The following is a 17,361-nucleotide window of genomic DNA, read 5'->3' as shown; positions in this document are numbered from 1 at the left end:
TCTTCGGTCAGGCGGGGTCGAACACGGCGAGCGCGGCGAGCGACGCGGCCTCGACCAGCGGTTCGCTGGGGTTGGTCAACTGGTAGGACAGGCCCTGTTCGGCGGCGCTGGCCCGCGCGGCGTACAGCACCTGCAGACAGGCCTGGCCGATCTGCTCGACGGCGCTGCCGTCGATCGCGAGCGGCGCGCGCTCCTCGACCAGCTTCTTCAGCGATTGCCGCAGCGGGCCGGCGGCGCCGGTGTCGAGTCGGGAAGAGAGAGCGAGCGTCATGGTCATCCTGCCACGAGGGTCGAAAGGCGGACGGTGTATCCGGTGAAGGCCGACTGCCCGGCAGGAGGTCGGTGCGCACAGCGCTTGCGATCCCCCCCGAAACCGCCGGTCACCATCCAGCGACCGTCCTGATCCTCAACATGAACGCGCATCACTAAGATGACGTTAAATTAACGTCGGCTAGTGATGCGCACGCGAAATCAGAACGACGACCAGTCGTCGTTCTTGAGCGCGGCATTGCCGACGGTCGCGTGGCGCTGCTGCTGGCGCGGTGCCGGGGCGGCGGGCCTGGGCGCCGGGGCGCTGGCGACGATGCGCGGTGCTGCCGGGGCAGCGTCCTGCGATCCGCGGTCCAGCCGGAACATCGCGATCCGGCGTGCCAGGTCCTCGGCCTCGTCGGCCAGGCTGCGCGCGGCGGCGGTCGCTTCCTCGACCATCGCGGCGTTCTGCTGCGTCACGCCGTCCATCTCGGCCACCGCGGTGTTGACCTGCCGCAGGCTGGTCGCCTGCTGATCGGCGGAGGTGGCGATCCCCGACACCAGCGCGCTGACCTCGCTGATCCGCGACACGATCTGGCCCAGTGCCTCGCCGGTACGGGTGACCAGCCGCACGCCTTCCTCGACCTGTTCGGAACTGGCGGTGATGCGCGACTTGACGTCCTTGGCCGCATCCGCCGACCGCTGCGCCAGCGCGCGAACCTCGCTGGCGACGACGGCGAAGCCCTTGCCCGCGTCGCCGGCACGCGCCGCCTCGACGCCCGCGTTCAGCGCCAGCAGGTTGGTCTGGAACGCGATCCCGTCGATCACCGCGATGATCTCGCTGATCTCGCCCGACGAGCTTTCGATCCGGCGCATGGCGTCGATCGCCTCGCCCACCAGCGCGCCCGATGCGTCGATGTCGGTGCGCATCGACGCGACCGCGCCGTTCGCCCGTGCGGAGGAGGTGGCGGTTTCGCCGACCGTGACGGTGATCTGCTCCATCGCCGCGGCGGTTTCCTCCAGCGTCGCGGCCTGTTGCTCGGTACGGTGCGACAGGTCGCCCGACGCCTGGTTGATCTCGCTCGACGATGCCGTGATGCGGTTGGTCGCATCGGTGACCTGCGCCAGCGTGGCGCACACGTTGCGGCGCATTTCCTCGAAATCGGCGGCGATGCGCGCGTAATCGCTGGGCAGCTCCTCCAGCGGCGTGCTGAAGTCGCCGCGGGCCAGCGCGGTCAGCGCCCGGCTCAGCCGGTCGGTGACGTCGCGGCGCTTGGCCTCCTCGGCGGTGAAATAGGCCGACAGCGCGATTTCCATGTCGAGCAGCGCGGTGCGCACCAGCAGCGTGGCGGCGTCGTTGCGACGCGCCAGCGGGCGCAGCGGCGACCAGCGCAGCATCTTGGGCAGGATGTCGGACAGGATGCGGGCGTAGCTGCTGATGTACCAGCTGGGCGCCAGGCCGATGCGCGCATGGACGTTGCCGATCTGGATCGCGCGCGCTTCATAGGATTCGTCGGGGCGGCCAGAGAACAGCTTGCGCCAATGGTCCTGCTGCTTGTCGCGCGCATGGTCCATCGCGGCGCTGGAGCCGAAGAAGGCGCTCGCCTCCGGATTGGCGCGGATATGGTCGTAGAGGCGACGCAGGGCCTGCGGGCCGAAGCGTTCGATCGCGGCGCTGATGGTCGGAAACAGCCGGTAGTGGCGATCCGTGAAGCCGAAATGGTCCAGCTTCTGCGCAAGCTGCGAAGAACGGTCTGCCATATAGATAGTCCCCCCCCTTGGAGTGTCGGGGGCAACTATCCGTCACAATCCTGCAAGAACGGGTTAATGGGGTGAAAGGCTCGACCAAAGTCTAGTGAAAACAATACGACCGCCGGATTGACCGGCGGCCGTTTCGTTAGCGGTCGGGGCGGTTCGTCAGAACTCCGACCAGTCGCTTTCTTCCACGACGCGCGCCGCCGCGGCGCCGCCGCCCGATGCTGCGACCACGCGGCGCGCGATGGCACGGCCGCCCTGCGCGGCGCGGGCCTGAAGCGCGTGGACGGGCGAGGCGGGCGCGGCGCCAGCGGTGTGCCCGGTCTGGCCGGCGACCCGGAACTTGCCGACTTCCGCCACCAGCCGGTCGGCCTCCTCGGCCAGGCTGCGCGCGGCGGCGGTCGCTTCCTCGACCATCGCGGCATTCTGCTGCGTCACGCCGTCCATTTCCGACACGGCGGTGTTGACCTGCTGCAGCCCCGTCGCCTGCTGATCGGCGGACGCGGTGATCGTGCCGACCAGCTCGCTGATCTCGCCGATCCGCCCGATGATCCGTTGCAGCGCCCTGCCGGTTTCGCTGACCAGCTGGACCCCCGACTGGACCTGTTCCGACGACGCCATGATCTTGGTCTTGACGTCCTTGGCCGCATCGGCGGACCGCTGCGCCAGCGCACGCACCTCGCTGGCGACCACCGCGAAGCCCTTGCCCGCGTCGCCGGCGCGCGCCGCCTCGACACCGGCGTTCAGCGCCAGCAGGTTGGTCTGGAACGCGATGCCGTCGATCACGCTGATGATTTCGGAAATCTCGCTCGAAGCGCGTTCGATACCGCCCATCGCGTCCATCGCCCGCTGGACGATCGTGCCCGACTGCTCGGCCTCGCCGCGCGCTTCGCCGACGACCGCATTGGCGCGCTGCGCGCCGGCGGCGGTTTCGCGCACGGTCGTGGTGATCTCGTCCATCGCGGCGGCGGTTTCCTCCAGGCTGGCGGCCTGCTGCTCGGTACGCTGCGACAGGTCGTCGGACGCCTGGCGGATGTCGGCCGCGCCGCCATTGATGCCATGGCTTGCTTCGGCCACCGCGCTCATCGCGCGGCTCACCGCGTCCATCGCGCGATTATAGTCGGCGCGCAGTTTCTCGTAATCGGCCGGGAAGGTCGTTTCGATACGATAGGTCAGGTCATTCTCGGCCACCCGGCCCAGCCCGTTGCCCAGCGCGCCGACGACGACCTTCTGCGCTTCGGCGGCGGCGTTGACCGCTTCGGCATTGCGGCGGAACACGTCCATCGCCTTCGTCATGCGACCCACGCAGTCGGTGAAGTCGGTGAAGTCGATCGGCGTGCTCAGGTCGCCCGCTGCCAATCCCTCCATGCGCACCACCGTCCCGACATACGGATCGCAGATCAGCTTTTTGGAGCCGAACGCGATCACGAGGGTTGCGAGGAACGCCATCGCGGCGATGGTCAGGGCTGCGGAGGAACCGATCGTACCCGCGGCGAGCAGCGCGGTGGCTACCACCATGCTCGCTCCCAGGGCGGCATAAAGACCGAACAAGACATCGAACTTGCGCCGTATCGGCGCCTTTGCCTTGAACCAGTAAAGCATTTCAACTCTCCGAAGCCGAGTGGCCGTGTCGTTTGACCCACGCTGACGCGACGGCCCATTTATGTGCGCAAACGATAAACAAGGATTAAGTTTAGGCGCCCACGGCGTTCGGATCCGTGCGCTTTCGCGTCCGGATCGCTGGTTTTTGTTCCGTGCCGGTGAAGACTTTAATCCTATCGCATCGAATATGGTTGCGATCGCCTACACCAACCTGGATCAGCCTCAAGGCAACGGATCACCCACCGGCTGCCCACCGACGAACAGCTGGCGCCGCTGGACCGTGCGGATCTCCGCCTCGCCGCGTTTCAGCGCGTCGCGCTGCCGCTCGTCGATGACGCGGGGTGGCGGGGGCACCGCGCGCCAGCGGGTGCCGTCGTCGCGCCATGCCGCGACATGCGCGTCGTTGACGATCACCACCTCGCGCGGGTCGGGCTGGATCAGGACGACGCATTGATCGAACGGGCCGCATGCCTCGACGTCATCCAGCCGCTCGTACAGTCGCGGGGGCAGCGCCGCACCGCGCGGCAGGACGGTCATCCGGTCCTTTGGCGGCTTGGTCAGCTGGCTGAGGTCGTAGCGCGTCGTCCGTGCCAGCGTGCGCGTGGCCGTGGTGCGGATATCTGCCGTCGTGCCGCGCGTCGCCAGCCGGCGCAGCACCGCGATGCCGGCGGGGCCATAGTCGAACCGCATCGCGGTCCAGTCGAACGCCGCCGCCGTCAAGCGCCCGCTTTCCAGCCGCGCCAGCTGGTCGTGCGCCGACAACCGGTCGAACGCCGCCAGCGGCGTCGCCAGGAACAGCGCGCCCGCCGCGATCGTCAGCGCCAGTCGCAGGTTCGCGACGCGCAGGTCGCCCGCCAGCCGCTGCCGCCGCCGCACCAGCGCGACGGCATAGGCCAGGCCATAGGCGCAGGCGATCGCGGTGAACACCAGCGCCCACAGCCGGTCCGGGGTCAGCCCGTGCTGCGCGATCCGCGCGCCGGTCGATATCGCCGCCACCACCGCCAGCGGCAGGATCGCGCCGCTCAGCACCATGACGGCGATGAGCGGAACCGGTGCGCGCGGATCCTCTTCCGGCGTGTCGCCGATCGTCGCGTTGATGAGGATCAGTGCCCCCGCGACGCAGCACAGCAGGATCGGCGTCGTCGCGCTGGTCGCGCGCCACAGCGGCGCCAGCCCGGTGAACGGCAGCGCCGCCAGGAACAGCAGCAATCCCGCCGCCAGCACCGGTGCCAGCACCGACAGGATGGTCGTGACGACACGCTGCATCGCCGCCAGCATCGCCGCCCGATCGCGCAGCAGCCCCATTGCGGCGCCCAGCGCGGCCCCCGACAGCGGCCAGCCGAACCAGCCATGCCGCAACAGCCGCTCAATCGCGTTCAGCCCGATCAGCGCGAACAACTGCGCCAGCAGAAACGTCAGCAGCCACGTGATCGCCAGGAACGCGACCGCGCCGATCGCCAGGATCAGGTCGGTCCACGCATGGCGATGGATCGCCGCATAGGGCAGCCGTACCGCATTGCCGCTTGCGTGTGCGCCGCGCCATCCCTGGTACAGCGGCACCGCGATCCCGCCCGCCAGCACCGCGCAGACGATCCGCCAGATGTCGGGCGAACTGCCGGGCGTCAGCGGCAGGTTCCACCACGTCACCAGCGCGACGACCGCGCCGGTCGCGGCGGCGAACGACAGGTCGCGCACCGGCCGCGCCCGTTCGATCACGAGCCCTGCGGCGACGCCGGTCACCACCAGGAACGTCGCCAGCGCATAGAGCGCGTCGCGCGCCCCGCCCGCACCGTCGGTGAGCGCGTGTGCGGCGCTGCCGATGACCGCGCCCGCCGCCGCCAGCCACCAGCCGCGGGCGGGCCATTCCTCCGTCGCGGCGTGCTGCCATTGCGCCTGTTCCATGTCGTCGTCGTTCCGCCTCGCCCGTCGCGCAACGTCCTATCATGCACGCTGCGACCGTCCACCGGCTGCACGCGGGGCAGGGCGCCTCTGGCGCGATCGGGTACGGGCTGCTATCGGGGGCACGTTCAGCGGTTTAGACGGGGGGCGAGCATGTTCGATCATATCACGCATATCGCCGGCCTGCGCATCGGCGGCCCGCGCCGCCACTGACGCGGGCGAGGCGCCCCGCGCGCCGATCGCCCTTGCTTCCCTACCGCTGATACGAAGGCGCGCGCCCAACGGCGCTGCGACATGTCCCCATGACCGACGACGACGACGACAACGATCTGTTTCCGCGCGCCTCCGTGCTGCGCAAGGTGCTGGCCTTCACATTCGCCTTGTGGCGTCGGCGCCCTGCGCTGGCGGCGGCGTGCGTCGGCGCGATGCTGCTGTCGACGCTGACCGAGGTGTTCGGCCCGCCCTATGCCGGCGCGCTGATCGACGCGGTCGGGCGCGGCGATCCGGCGGCGGCGTGGCATGCCTTCACGATGATCGCCGCGCTCAGCGGCGCGATGGTGGTGTTCCGTCACCTGGGCTGGTGGGCGATCACGCCGTTCACGCTGGGGATGATGCGCGACGTCACGCAGGAGGCGTTCGCGCGCGTTCAGCGGCTGTCGAGCGACTGGCACAGCAATGCCTTTTCCGGCTCGACCGTGCGGCGGATCACCCGCGGCATGTGGGCGCTCGATCTGCTCAACGACGTGCTGCTGCTGTCGCTGCTGCCGTCGCTGACGGTGCTGGCGGGGACGGTGGTGCTGCTGGCGCTCCACTGGCCGCTGCTGGGCGCGGTGATGGGGGTGGGGGCGCTTGCCTATATCGTGCTGACGGTCGGGCTGGCGACGCGCGTGCTGGCGCCGATCGCGCGGCTGTCGAACCAGTGGGACACGCGCATCGGCGGCGTGCTGGCCGATGCGGTCGGCACGAACGCGGTGGTCAAGGCGTTCGGCGGCGAGGCGGCGGAGGAGGCGCGGCTGGCGCGCGTCCTCGCCAAATGGCGGCGGCGCACCTTGCGCACGTGGATGGCGTTCACCTGGGCGGGATCGGGGCAGCTGATGCTGCTGTGGCTGATCCGGCTGGCGGTGACGGGCACCGCCTTGTGGCTGTGGAGGAACGGCCGGGCGAGCGCGGGCGACATGGCCTATGTCGTCACCAGCTACCTCGTGCTCAACGGCTATCTGCGCGACATCGGCCAGTATGTGCATCAGCTCCAGCGTTCCGTGAACGAGATGGAGGAACTGGTCGCGCTGCATGACGAGCCGCTCGGCGTCGCCGATCGCGCCGATGCGCGGCCGACCCGCGTGACGGACGGGGCGATCCGCTTCGCCGACGTCACCTTCCGCTACGCCGGGCAGGACCGCCCGCTGTACGATCATCTGTCGGTGGAAATCCCGGCCGGACAGCGTGTCGGGCTGGTCGGCCCGTCCGGATCGGGCAAGACCAGCTTCGTCAAGCTGATCCAGCGCCTGTACGACGTCGATGCCGGCGCGATCACGATCGACGGGCAGGACGTCGCGCACGCCACGCAGGGGTCGCTGCGGCAACAGGTGGCGATCGTGCCGCAGGAACCGGTGCTGTTCCATCGCACGCTGGCGGAAAACATCGGCTACGGCCGCCCCGGTGCGACCGCCGCGCAGATCGAGGAGGCGGCGCGGCTCGCCAATGCGCATGACTTCATCGCGCGGCTGCCGCGCGGCTATCGCACCCTGGTGGGCGAGCGCGGGGTCAAGCTGTCGGGTGGCGAGCGCCAGCGGGTCGCGATCGCGCGCGCGTTCCTGGCGGATGCGCCGATCCTGATCCTGGACGAGGCGACATCCAGCCTCGATTCCGAAAGCGAGGCGGCGATCCAGCAGGCGATGGAGCGGCTGATGATCGGGCGCACCGCGATCGTCATCGCGCACCGGCTGTCGACGGTGCGCGCGCTCGACCGGATCCTGGTGTTCGCGAACGGCCGGATCGTGGAGGACGGCACCCACGATACGCTGCTGACGCTCGATGGCGGTCAGTACCGGCGGCTGTTCGAACATCAGGCCGGCACCGCGCCGCCGCAAATCGTCTGACGCGCGCGTCATCGCCGCCAGATTGCGCATGATTTCGCGCGCGAACGGCGGCACAAGGGGCGGATGGCCGACACCATCTCCATCCGCCCCGCCGGCACCGCCGACGACTGGACCATCCCCCAGGGCTGGGACCGCTACACGCCCGAGGAACATGCCACCTGGGACACGCTGTTCGCGCGCCAGCTGCGGCAGCTGCCCGGGCGCGTCGCGCCCGAATTCCTTGAGGGGCTGGACGTCCTGCGGCTGTCGCGCCCCGGCATCCCCGATTTCGCCGAGCTGTCCGACCGGCTGATGGCCGCCACCGGGTGGCAGGTGGTGGCGGTGCCGGGGCTGGTCCCCGACGACGTGTTCTTCGATCACCTCGCCAACCGGCGCTTCGTGGCGGGCAATTTCATCCGCCGCCCGGACCAGCTCGACTATCTTCAGGAGCCGGACGTCTTCCACGACGTGTTCGGGCACGTGCCGCTGCTCGCCAATCCGGTGTTCGCCGATTACATGCAGGCTTACGGTCGCGGCGGGCAGCGCGCCGCGGCGATGGGCGCGATCGACCGGCTGGCGCGGCTCTATTGGTATACGGTCGAATTCGGGCTGATCCGCACCGACGACGGGCTGAAGCTGTACGGCGCGGGGATCGTGTCCTCCCATGCCGAATCGATCTTCGCCCTCGACGATCCGTCGCCGCACCGGCTGGGCTTCGACCTGAAGCGGCTGCTGCGCACCAAGTACCGGATCGACGATTTCCAGCAGAATTACTTCGTGATCGACAGTTTCGCCGATCTGCTCGACGTCACGCTCAACACCGATTTCGGCCCGGTGTACCAGGAACTGGCCGGCCAGCCGGATATCGAGGTGGACACGATTATGCCGGAGGACCGCGTCTACACCCGCGGCACGCAGGACTATGCGCGGCGGAAGGCGACGGCGACGGTCGGCTAGGCCAACCGCGCGCCCGTCACTCCCCCGTCCGTCATTCCCCCGCCAGCCGGCGCCCCAGCGTCCGGCGGATCGCGCGCTGCTCCAGGATGCGCCCCACCAGATACAGGAACGCGAAGATCCCCGCGAAGACATAGGCGGACGTGGCGGACGCCTTCTTGCCCTCGGACTTCTTGTCCTTCTTCGGCGCTTCGGGGGCGGGTGCACCCAGCATCTTGTCGATCGGGTTCAGCGTCCGCACGACCGGGGGCTTCTCAGGCTTCTTCGGCGCGCCCTGTTCCTTGGCCGCCTCGTACTTGCCCAGCCATATCGTCGCCTGCCCGAACGCCACGAACAGCAGCGGCGCCAGGAAGCAGAACAGCAGCATCCGGCTGACCATGTGGTAATGCAGCGCGCGGCCCGTGCCGTCGTCGCGGATCTGCAATTCGCCATGGTCGAACACGGCCATCTTGTCCTGCGCCGCCGGGTCCTTCTTGGTGAAGCGCAGCGTGTCGTCGGCGAATTCGTGGCTGGTCCCGGTTTCGCGGAACAGCGGCGCCAGCCGGGTGAACGCTTCCTCGCGCGACTGGTCGGGGGGCAGCGGCACGCTGCCGCGGATGTGCCAGATCGATTCGAGGAAGCGTCGGTTCATGACACCCTGCGCCGTCAGGCTCGCCGCGTTCATTCCGCGGGCACCGCGTCGGCGACCGGCACCGCACCGGCACGGCGCGACAGCTTCTCCTTCGTCGTCTTCCACGCCTCGGTGAAGGGATAGGTCATCTGCTCGCGGATCGACATGCGGCGGCCGCCTTCCATGCCCAGCAGTTCCGCCTCGCCATCGACGCAGGTGCCGAAGATGCGGTCGATGAAGACATAGGTGTTCGAATAATTGCTGCGGCTGCCCTCGAAATCCAGCGAATGGTGGACGCTGTGATGTTCGGTGGTGTTGAACAGGAAACGCCACCAGCCCGGCGTGTTGAAGCGCACGTTGATGTGCTGGTACGTGCTGACCGACATGCCGATCGCCCCGGCCAGCAACGCGGCACGCGGCAGGAAATCGAACATGCCGCCGATGCCCAGGCCGATCAGGAACAGCTCGGTCGGGTTGCCCACCGCGCCCTTGTTGATGTTCAGCTGGGTGATGTAATGGTGGACCGAGTGGGACAGCCACAGCGGGTACCAATTGTGCATCCCGCGGTGCATCCAATATTGCCCGAAATCGAAGATGAACGAAATCAGGAACGCCTGCAGCAGCAGCGGCAGGCCGGTGAACCACGCCAGCTTTTCCATGTCGAAATGCTCGCGGATCGCGGAAAGGATGGCGTCGCTGCCGATCTGGCTCTCGATCATCCTGAGCGCGGTATAGCCCAGCCCGACGTAGAACAGGTCGGTGGTCAGTTCCTTCCACGTCAGCTTCCAGCTTTCGTGGCGCGGGGTCAGCCATTCCAGGAACAGCAGGAACGCCTTGAACGCGATGCCGATGCCGATCGCGGTCGATGCCTTGGCGATCGAATTGGGCGCATAATACCAGAAGGCAATCATGCCGAAGAGCACCGCCGGCTGGAACCAGGTGAAGAACAGCACCTTGGCCCGCGACCCCTCAACGCGGGGGACGTTTTCCCACCCGACCGTCACGGGGGATTGCGCCCCGATGATCCTCTTGCCGACCCGCGTTCCCTGTAAGGTCTGCTGTGCATTCGCCTGCATCGTCATGCCCCTCGTGATCGTACCGCGCAGAATCCGCGACGTGGCGCCATGCCGGCCGGGGCGGATGGGCCCCGCCGGACGGTCGCCCCCGCCCCCGCGCGTGGCTTCACCGTGCTGTCGCGGCGCAGCATCCTGACAACGCCATCATCGCGCCAGACACGATCAAAATATGGAAGCCATAGATGCCGCCTATGCCCGCGCGTCATCGCAGCACCGAGGCGTGGCGCAGGACGTGCCCCGCCTCGCGTGCCAGCCACTCGCTCGCGGCGGGCGTACAGGGCGTCGACGTACCGAACGCCATGTCGGGGACGTGGCAATCGACCGCGAACAGCAGCCGGCATCCGGGCCAGCGCGGCGATCCGTGCAGGACGACGCCGCCGTCCTCGCGCTCGATCGCTCCGTCCCAAAGCGGCATGCCGCGTCGCGCGGGACAGGTGGTGTGCACGATCGTCGCGTCATGCGTCGCCACCGACACCTCGTATCGCTCCACCGCGGCGGGCGGGGCGCCGTCCAGCGATCCGGCGGCGCGCACCGCCGCCTCATCCTCCGGCGGGCGCGACAGGGCGATGGCGGCATGGTCTCCGGCGACGATCAGCGCGCCGTCCATGTCCAGCCGCGCGCCGCTGCGTTCGTCGATCGCCGCGACCAGCCGCAGCCCCAGCAGCGGTCCGCGCGTCGCCTGCTGGCGCCAGTCCTCGACATAGGCACCCGACGGCGCGACCTCGATCACCGCATTGCCGATCGCGATCAGCCGCGCGGGTTCGGGCCATTGATCGTGCAGCTGGTAACTGGTGCGGATGTCCCATGACATCTGCCCGGTGCCCGCGTCCCAGCGCGTGTCGCCGATCCAGCCCTGTCGCAGCGTCGGCGGGGTCGCGGCGCCGTCGGGCAGGCGGATGTCGATCGTGATGCCACGCGACTGGAACCAGTAGACGATCGTCGTCTCGTCGGTAACGCCGCTACACAGCGTGATGCTGCGCCGCCGGAACGCGCCCAGCAGGTGCGGCGGGAAGGCGGGCGGTTCGAACGGCGGGGCCGGGGCGGCCGCCAGCAGCGCCGCGATCGTCACGCCGCCGCCGCCTCGCGCCGCCCGAACGATCCGGGCGGCGGCATCGCATCGTCCAGCACCAGTTCGCCGCGCGCGCGCCGTTCCTTCAGATAGGCGAAGGTCTGCGCGGTCTGGTGGAACAGATGCGCGCCGCTCGCCACCGGCGGATAGACGCGCGTGCCGTCCCCGGGGATCAGCGGCGCGACGACATAATCATAGTCCAGCGTGAAGAACAGCGGGAAGGAATAGCGTTCGTCGGGCACCTTGCGCACCCGGTGCGTCGTCGCGGTGTAGCGGCCGTTCGACAGCGTCTCCATCATGTCGCCGATGTTCATCACCATCGCGTCGGGGCGCTGCGGCACGTCGATCCAGCGGCCGTCCGGTGCGATCACCTGCAGCCCCGGGCCGGTCGCGAACAGCAGCGTGAAGCATTCGTAATCGGTGTGCGCGCCGATCCCGGGCCGGTCGTCCGCCTCGGGCGCGTGCGGGTAATGGATCAGCCGCAGCTGGTTGGGCGGGTGGCGCAGGTGCGGCGCGAAGTGATCCTCCGCCAGCCCCAGCGCGGTGGCGAAGGCGCCGAACAGCTGCGCGCCGATCGCGCTCAGGTGCCGGTAATAGGGCAGCACCCCGTCGCGGAACCCCGGCATCGCCGGCCACAGGTTGGGGCCGAGCAGCGGGCGGCGCCCGTCGTCGTGCGGATAGTCGTTGTTGACGTCGAACGCCTCTTTCAGATCGACCGGGCTACCCGCGAACCGCTCCTCGCCGACCGGGACATAGCCGCTGTGGTTCGCCGACCGGCCGATGTAGCTGGCCATCTTGGCGGCGCTGTCCTGCGCGAAATACGCGCGCGCGGTCGCCAGCAGCCGGTTGAACAGCGCGCGGTCGAACTGCGCACCGGTGACGTAGAGGAAGCCCGACCGCACGCACGCCCGGTCCAGCGCGGCGGCCACCGCACGCCGTTCGGCGGCGTCGGCGCTCGCCAGGCCGGAGATGTCGACGACGGGCAGGGTGGCGGCATCGGTCATGCCGACAGAGAAACCCGCGGCGGGGCATAGCGGAAGATGGCGATTGTTGATGAATCGCATCAATTCTGTCTATGGCGTGTCGGTCGGCGGGTAGGCGCCGTGACGTTGGGGGACGTTGTCGTGGACGAACGGGTCGTCAGCACAGATCGCAAATTCGCCAGCCGGGTCGACTGGAACCTGATGCGCACGTTCGTCGACATCGTCCGCGCCGGCGGCATCGGCGCGGCCGCCCGCCAGCTCAACAAGCAGCAGCCGAGCATCAGCGCCGCGCTGAAGCGGCTGGAGGATCATGTCGGTGCCACGCTGCTGCTGCGCACCGCGACCGGGGTGGAGATGACCGCCGCGGGCAAGGCGATGATGGCGCTGTGCGAGGAGATGCTGGAATCGGCGCGGATGATGCCGCACCAGGTCGCGCAGGCGACGCGCCGGGTCGAGGGGATCGTGCGCATCCAGATGGTGTCCGCGATCGTCTCCCCCGAACTGGACGAGGCGCTGGCCAGCTTCCACCGCCGCAACCCCGCGATCCATATCGAGATTCGCGTCTCGCCGTGGCGGCAGGTGCTCGACGCGCTGGAACGCGGCGAGGTGGAGATCGGCATCGGCTATGACGGGGGCGATCGCGGCGAACTGGTGTACGAGCCGCTGTTCGTCGAACGCCAGCAGCTGTATTGCGGGCGCAGCCACCCGCTGTTCGGCTATCGCGTCGGTCGCCTGAACGAGTTGAAGGACGAAGGCTTCGTCCTGACCGGCGACGACGAGATCGAGGCGATCACCCGGCTGCGACGCCGCTACCGCCTGGGGACGCGCGTCAACGGGCTGGCGGAGGACGTCAACGAGGCGCGGCGGCTGATCGTCACCGGCATCGGCATCGGGTTCCTGCCGGTGCTGGCGGCGGAGGATGCGGTGAAGGCGGGCAGGTTGTGGCCGATCCTGCTGTCCGAGTTCGAACCGGCCTACGACATCTTCCTGCTCGCCCGCGCGCAGCCGTCGCGCGACACCGCGACGCAATTGTTCATCGACGAAGTGTATCGCCGCATCAGGGCGCAACGCCGCTCCTGATGGTATCGGCCATGGCGAGGGCATAGGACGAATCTATGCCCTGCATAGAGGAATCACCTCTCCCGCCTGTCCCCATCGCTCGCGCAATCTGTCCGCATGACGGTTGCAAGGCATGATGGCGCGGTGATGGACGACGATCGGTCGATCGCTGACGGGATGCGGCGGTGGGCGGGCGGCGCGGTACGCGTCGTGATGACCGCGCTGGCTGCGCGGGCGCGGGCTGTCGGGGGGCTGCCCGCGCCCCAAGCGCGGACGGGAGCGTCGGCATGACCGGCGCGCGTGACATCCGCCAGACGGTGATCGATCTGCTGCCGCCCGCCACGGTAGCGGCGGTGGTCGCCTTCTGGGGCCTGGCGCCCACGCGCTGGACCGAACATCCGCTGTCGATCATCCTCATGGTCGCAGCGGTGACGATCTTCGTCCAGGCGCTGGAATGGGTTGCCGAGCGTCACGAAGGCTGGCGGATGAACCGGCGCGAATTCGCGACCGACCTCGCCTATGTCGTGTTCAACGCCACCGTCATATCGTGGCTGTCGACGCATCTGGCGGAGGATCCGCTGCGCGCATTCAAGGCGTGGGCCGGCATCACCACGCAATGGGCGATGCACATGCCGTTCCTGGCGCAGGTCGCACTGGTCATCGTGGTGATCGAATTCGGCCAGTATTGGATGCATCGCGCGATGCACAATACGTTCCTGTGGTACACCCACGCGCCGCATCATCACCTGACGCAGCTCAACGCGATGAAGGGCGCGGTCGGCAACCCGCTGGAACTTTTGCTCATCAGCCTCAGCGTCGTCGCGCTGTTTGACCTGCCGCTGCCGGCGCTGTTCTGCGGGCTGAGCGTGCTGACGGTCGTGTCGACCTTCGCCCACGCCAATGTCCGCGCGAACCCGCCGGCCTTCTATTCCTTCTTCTTCACCACCATCCGCCATCACAGCCTGCATCATTCGACGGGCTATGACGAAACGCGCACCAACTACGGCAACTCGCTGATCCTGCTAGACCGGCTGTTCGGCACCTATCGTGAGGGCGAGGGCGTCTTGGTGGGGCAGGACGATCGGCGTCGCCTGTCGATCCTGGAACAGACGATGTTCCCGCTGCGCCCTGCGATGGAGAAGATCGCGGCGCGCCGTGGGACCGCGCCCGAGGGCGGCGAAGCGGTGGCGCGCTGAGCGGTGCCGGCGGTGGTCGCCCTGGAACGTGATGCCGCCACCCGCGCCGCGATCGTCGCGGCGGCGCGTGCGGCCTTGTCCCGTGGTGACTGGCCCGCCACCCGCCACCACGCCGCCGCGCTGCTCGCCGCCGATACGGACGATGCCGAGGGGCATTTCCTGACCGCGCTGGCGGATGCCGCGGCGGGCCGGATCGCGGCCGCAATCGCCGGGATCGAGCGCGCCGTGGCGATCGACCCGCGCGGCGAATATCGCGCGCAGCTCGCACGGCTCTATGTCGCGGTTCGCCGCGATGGCGATGCCGCCGCCACGTTGCACGCCGCGGAGGCTGCGCCGCCGACCGATGCGCTCAATCGCGACACGATCGGCTGCGTCTACGCGCGGCTGGGCGATCATGCCGCGTCGCTGCCGCATTTCGACGCGGCGGTCGCGCTGGCGCCGGACAACCTGTCCTATCGCTACAATCAGGCCGCGGCGCTCGGCTTCCTGGGGCGCACGGACGCGGCGGAGCAGGCGCTGGAGGCGCTGATCGCGCGCGCGCCCGACGATGCGCGCGCGCACCATCTGCTCGCCGGCCTACGCAAGCAGACGCCCGAGCGGCATCACGTCGACCGGTTGGCGGCGGCGCGCGACCGCGCGCACGACGGTCGCGCGCGGCTGCTGCTCGGCTATGCACTGTCGAAGGAACTGGACGATATCGGCGCGGCGGATCGCGCGCTGGCGACCTTGTGCGCGACCAACGCCGAACACCGCCGCACCTTGCCCTATTCCTTCGCACAGGATGCCGCGGTTTTCGACGCGATCGAGCGCGCCTGGCCGGTCGCCGCGGCGGCGCGCGCGGTCGATCCGGCCGATGACGCGCCGATCTTCGTCGTGGGGATGCCGCGCACCGGCACCACGCTGGTCGATCGCATCCTGTCCTCGCACCCGGATGTCGAAAGCGCCGGGGAGCTTCAGGCAATGCCGCTGGCGGTGAAGGCCGCGGCGGGAACGCGCACGCCGACCGTGCTCGACGCCGAGACGATCCTGCGCGCGGCCGGGGCCGATCCCGCCGCGATCGGGCGCGACTATCTGCGCCGCGCGCGGCACCACCGCCGCGATCCGTCGCGCCGCTTCGTCGACAAGTTTCCCGGCAATTTCCACTATGTCGGCACGATCGCACGGACGCTGCCGAATGCGCGGATCGTCTGCCTGCGCCGCCATCCGCTGGACACGGTCCTGGGCAATTTCCGCAACCTGTTCGCGATCGGCTCGCGTTATTACGATTATAGCTACGACCTTCGCGACATCGCCGCTTATTACGTGCGGTTCGACCGGCTGATGGCGCTGTGGCGCGATGCGCTGCCCGGCCGCGTGCTCGAACTGCCGTACGAAGGCCTTGTCGCCGATCAGGCCGCGCAGACGCGGCGGTTGCTCGATCATTGCGGCCTGTCCTGGTCGGACGCGTGCCTCGATTTCCATGCCAACGACGCCCCGGTGTCGACGCCCAGCGCGGCGCAGGTGCGCCGGCCGATCTATCGCGACGCGGTCGCGCGCTGGCGGCGTCATGCCGAGGTGCTGGAACCGGCGCGGCGGATACTGGAGGAGGCGGGCATTGCGGTGGAATAGGGGCCTGCTGCTGGTCGCGGGTGCGGCGATGCTGACGGCTGGCGGGGCGGCCGCGGAGGCACCGCGCGCGCGGCTCGTCGCCTGTCCGGTGGCCGATTGTCTGCTGGTGTCGGGGCGGCGCGCCACCCCCGATGCGCCGGTGCTGATCAACAATCACCCGGTCGCGGTGGAGGGCGGGCGTCGCTGGCGCGTTCGGTTGTCGCTCGACACGCTGCGCGCCTGGTCGCCGTCACGCGCGCGCACGATCAGCATCGCCACCGCCGATCGCGCGGCGGGCGGAGCTATCACGACGCAGCAGGCCGATTTGCCGATCGGGCTGCTCGGTCACCGCATCGACCTGGCGATGCTGACGGTTCGGGTACATTGATGCAGATTTAATCGCCGCCCCCTTCTTGCCGCATTTGTCGCGCGCTCCTATGTCGCGAGCGCCGTCGCCCTTTCGCGCGAACGGCCGCTGACAAGGCGGAAGGAGAGAGTGATGAAGGTGGGATTGATCGCCGCGGCCGCGCTCGGCCTGGCATTCACCGGCACCGCGCAGGCGGGCGGTAGCGAAAATCCGCTGGCGAAGGACGCCGCGGTCCTCCAGCTCAAGGGCATCGACCTGACCACCGCCGATGGTCAGCAGCGTCTCGCGATCCGCATGGACGCCGCCGCGAACGCGGTGTGCGGCGACGATCGCCTTGCCGGTGTCCACCTCGCGCTGGCCGACAAGGCTCGCGAATGCCGTGCGCAGGTGATCGCCGACATCCGCAACCAGATCGAATCGCGCCAGGCCGCACTCGCCGCCCCGCGCGCAACGCAGTTCGCCTCGCTGCGCTGATTAGACCGGATCGTTGAAAACGCCCGTCGCGGCCCGGTATCGCAAGATGCCGGGCGGCGCGGGCGTTTTCGCGTTCGGGATCGTCCTGGTCCGACTGGGCAGGATCACTCGTCGGCGCGGCCGATCGCGCGCCATTATGTCGTCAGAGAAGAAGTGAATTCGCGCAGAGACGCAAAGGCGCAGAGAGAGCGGAGCGACGCGAAGCGTCACTCTCCGCTCCAGCGGTGGATGAAGGCCACATACTGACAGCACGCGGCCAGAACGTCGCGTCTTCGCGTGAACTATCTTCCTTTCATCGCCTAGGGGGCAATCTTCCGGCCAACCGTCATCGTGGGCAGATCGGCCGGAAAAAGGACGCACGCTCCCTGCGCCTCTGCGTCTCCGCGCGAACCGTTCTTCCCTT

The 17,361-nt window shown here is 69.0% G+C and carries 15 protein-coding genes; 7 read left to right on the top strand and 8 right to left on the bottom strand.

From position 1 onward, the window contains the following. Positions 1-7 precede the first annotated feature (7 nt). The 4 genes from COA07_RS04885 to COA07_RS04870 all read right to left on the bottom strand — a co-directional run bounded on the left by COA07_RS04885 (position 8) and on the right by COA07_RS04870 (position 5,508). Complete coding sequence (locus COA07_RS04885) at positions 8-277, bottom strand: STAS domain-containing protein (protein WP_066713788.1); 270 nt, start codon at positions 275-277, stop codon at positions 8-10. Between the two features lie 194 nt (positions 278-471). After that, the gene (locus COA07_RS04880) at positions 472-2,010 is read right to left on the bottom strand and encodes a globin-coupled sensor protein (protein WP_096640554.1); all 1,539 of its coding nucleotides are present in this window, start codon (positions 2,008-2,010) and stop codon (positions 472-474) included. A gap of 156 nt (positions 2,011-2,166) precedes the next feature. Next, a complete protein-coding gene (locus tag COA07_RS04875) occupies positions 2,167-3,606 on the bottom strand; it encodes a methyl-accepting chemotaxis protein (RefSeq protein WP_096640552.1) in 1,440 nt (479 codons plus the stop codon). A gap of 222 nt (positions 3,607-3,828) precedes the next feature. Then, positions 3,829-5,508 carry a DUF4153 domain-containing protein gene (locus COA07_RS04870; RefSeq protein WP_066711612.1) on the bottom strand — a complete coding sequence of 560 codons (1,680 nt, stop codon included), beginning with the start codon at positions 5,506-5,508 and terminating at the stop codon, positions 3,829-3,831. A gap of 299 nt (positions 5,509-5,807) precedes the next feature. Here COA07_RS04870 and COA07_RS04865 point away from each other — a divergent pair, with 299 nt between their 5' ends. Then, positions 5,808-7,604: an ABC transporter ATP-binding protein gene (locus tag COA07_RS04865; RefSeq protein WP_066711611.1), complete on the top strand. Its 1,797-nt coding sequence runs from the start codon at positions 5,808-5,810 to the stop codon at positions 7,602-7,604. Positions 7,605-7,667: 63 nt separating this feature from the next. Beyond that, the gene (gene phhA, locus COA07_RS04860) at positions 7,668-8,540 is read left to right on the top strand and encodes a phenylalanine 4-monooxygenase (RefSeq protein ID WP_066711610.1); all 873 of its coding nucleotides are present in this window, start codon (positions 7,668-7,670) and stop codon (positions 8,538-8,540) included. A 31-nt stretch (positions 8,541-8,571) separates the two neighbouring features. Here phhA and COA07_RS04855 read toward each other — a convergent pair whose 3' ends face one another. The 4 genes from COA07_RS04855 to COA07_RS04840 form a co-directional block, all read right to left on the bottom strand. Next, on the bottom strand, positions 8,572-9,168 hold the full coding sequence (locus COA07_RS04855) for a hypothetical protein (protein WP_066711615.1): 597 nt from the start codon (positions 9,166-9,168) through the stop codon (positions 8,572-8,574). Between the two features lie 29 nt (positions 9,169-9,197). Next, on the bottom strand, positions 9,198-10,229 hold the full coding sequence (locus COA07_RS04850) for a sterol desaturase family protein (protein WP_245842016.1): 1,032 nt from the start codon (positions 10,227-10,229) through the stop codon (positions 9,198-9,200). Between the two features lie 196 nt (positions 10,230-10,425). Continuing rightward, positions 10,426-11,292, bottom strand: coding sequence for a hypothetical protein (locus tag COA07_RS04845; protein ID WP_096640550.1), 867 nt, complete (start codon positions 11,290-11,292; stop codon positions 10,426-10,428). Continuing rightward, a complete protein-coding gene (locus COA07_RS04840; protein WP_066706484.1) occupies positions 11,289-12,296 on the bottom strand; it encodes an isopenicillin N synthase family dioxygenase in 1,008 nt (335 codons plus the stop codon). Before COA07_RS04840 ends, COA07_RS04845 begins: the two co-directional genes overlap by 4 nt. 180 nt (positions 12,297-12,476) lie before the next feature. Here COA07_RS04840 and COA07_RS04835 point away from each other — a divergent pair, with 180 nt between their 5' ends. From COA07_RS04835 to COA07_RS04815, 5 genes are all read left to right on the top strand, one after another. Then, complete coding sequence (locus COA07_RS04835; RefSeq protein ID WP_066706547.1) at positions 12,477-13,355, top strand: LysR family transcriptional regulator; 879 nt, start codon at positions 12,477-12,479, stop codon at positions 13,353-13,355. Positions 13,356-13,621: 266 nt separating this feature from the next. Beyond that, positions 13,622-14,530 carry a sterol desaturase family protein gene (locus COA07_RS04830; RefSeq protein WP_066706485.1) on the top strand — a complete coding sequence of 303 codons (909 nt, stop codon included), beginning with the start codon at positions 13,622-13,624 and terminating at the stop codon, positions 14,528-14,530. Between the two features lie 12 nt (positions 14,531-14,542). Continuing rightward, positions 14,543-16,138 carry a tetratricopeptide repeat-containing sulfotransferase family protein gene (locus COA07_RS04825; protein WP_245842015.1) on the top strand — a complete coding sequence of 532 codons (1,596 nt, stop codon included), beginning with the start codon at positions 14,543-14,545 and terminating at the stop codon, positions 16,136-16,138. Next, positions 16,125-16,505, top strand: a complete 381-nt coding sequence (locus tag COA07_RS04820; protein WP_245842014.1) for a hypothetical protein — start codon at positions 16,125-16,127, stop codon at positions 16,503-16,505. Before COA07_RS04825 ends, COA07_RS04820 begins: the two co-directional genes overlap by 14 nt. Positions 16,506-16,616: 111 nt before the next feature. Further along, positions 16,617-16,958: a UrcA family protein gene (locus COA07_RS04815; RefSeq protein WP_066706488.1), complete on the top strand. Its 342-nt coding sequence runs from the start codon at positions 16,617-16,619 to the stop codon at positions 16,956-16,958. Positions 16,959-17,361 lie beyond the last annotated feature (403 nt).

Source organism: Sphingomonas adhaesiva, assembly GCF_002374855.1.
GTDB lineage: Bacteria > Pseudomonadota > Alphaproteobacteria > Sphingomonadales > Sphingomonadaceae > Sphingomonas > Sphingomonas adhaesiva.
This window is presented reverse-complemented; position numbering and strand designations above follow the sequence as displayed.

Bases quoted from the DNA above. Each gene is read 5' to 3' on its own strand.
- COA07_RS04840 (WP_066706484.1), bottom strand. From the start codon at position 12,296: ATGACCGATGCCGCCACCCTGCCCGTCGTCGACATCTCCGGCCTGGCG.
- COA07_RS04865 (WP_066711611.1), top strand. From the start codon at position 5,808: ATGACCGACGACGACGACGACAACGATCTGTTTCCGCGCGCCTCCGTG.
- COA07_RS04885 (WP_066713788.1), bottom strand. From the start codon at position 277: ATGACCATGACGCTCGCTCTCTCTTCCCGACTCGACACCGGCGCCGCC.
- COA07_RS04880 (WP_096640554.1), bottom strand. From the start codon at position 2,010: ATGGCAGACCGTTCTTCGCAGCTTGCGCAGAAGCTGGACCATTTCGGC.
- phhA (WP_066711610.1), top strand. From the start codon at position 7,668: ATGGCCGACACCATCTCCATCCGCCCCGCCGGCACCGCCGACGACTGG.
- COA07_RS04850 (WP_245842016.1), bottom strand. From the start codon at position 10,229: ATGACGATGCAGGCGAATGCACAGCAGACCTTACAGGGAACGCGGGTC.
- COA07_RS04855 (WP_066711615.1), bottom strand. From the start codon at position 9,168: ATGAACCGACGCTTCCTCGAATCGATCTGGCACATCCGCGGCAGCGTG.
- COA07_RS04870 (WP_066711612.1), bottom strand. From the start codon at position 5,508: ATGGAACAGGCGCAATGGCAGCACGCCGCGACGGAGGAATGGCCCGCC.
- COA07_RS04830 (WP_066706485.1), top strand. From the start codon at position 13,622: ATGACCGGCGCGCGTGACATCCGCCAGACGGTGATCGATCTGCTGCCG.
- COA07_RS04835 (WP_066706547.1), top strand. From the start codon at position 12,477: ATGCGCACGTTCGTCGACATCGTCCGCGCCGGCGGCATCGGCGCGGCC.
- COA07_RS04815 (WP_066706488.1), top strand. From the start codon at position 16,617: ATGAAGGTGGGATTGATCGCCGCGGCCGCGCTCGGCCTGGCATTCACC.
- COA07_RS04875 (WP_096640552.1), bottom strand. From the start codon at position 3,606: ATGCTTTACTGGTTCAAGGCAAAGGCGCCGATACGGCGCAAGTTCGAT.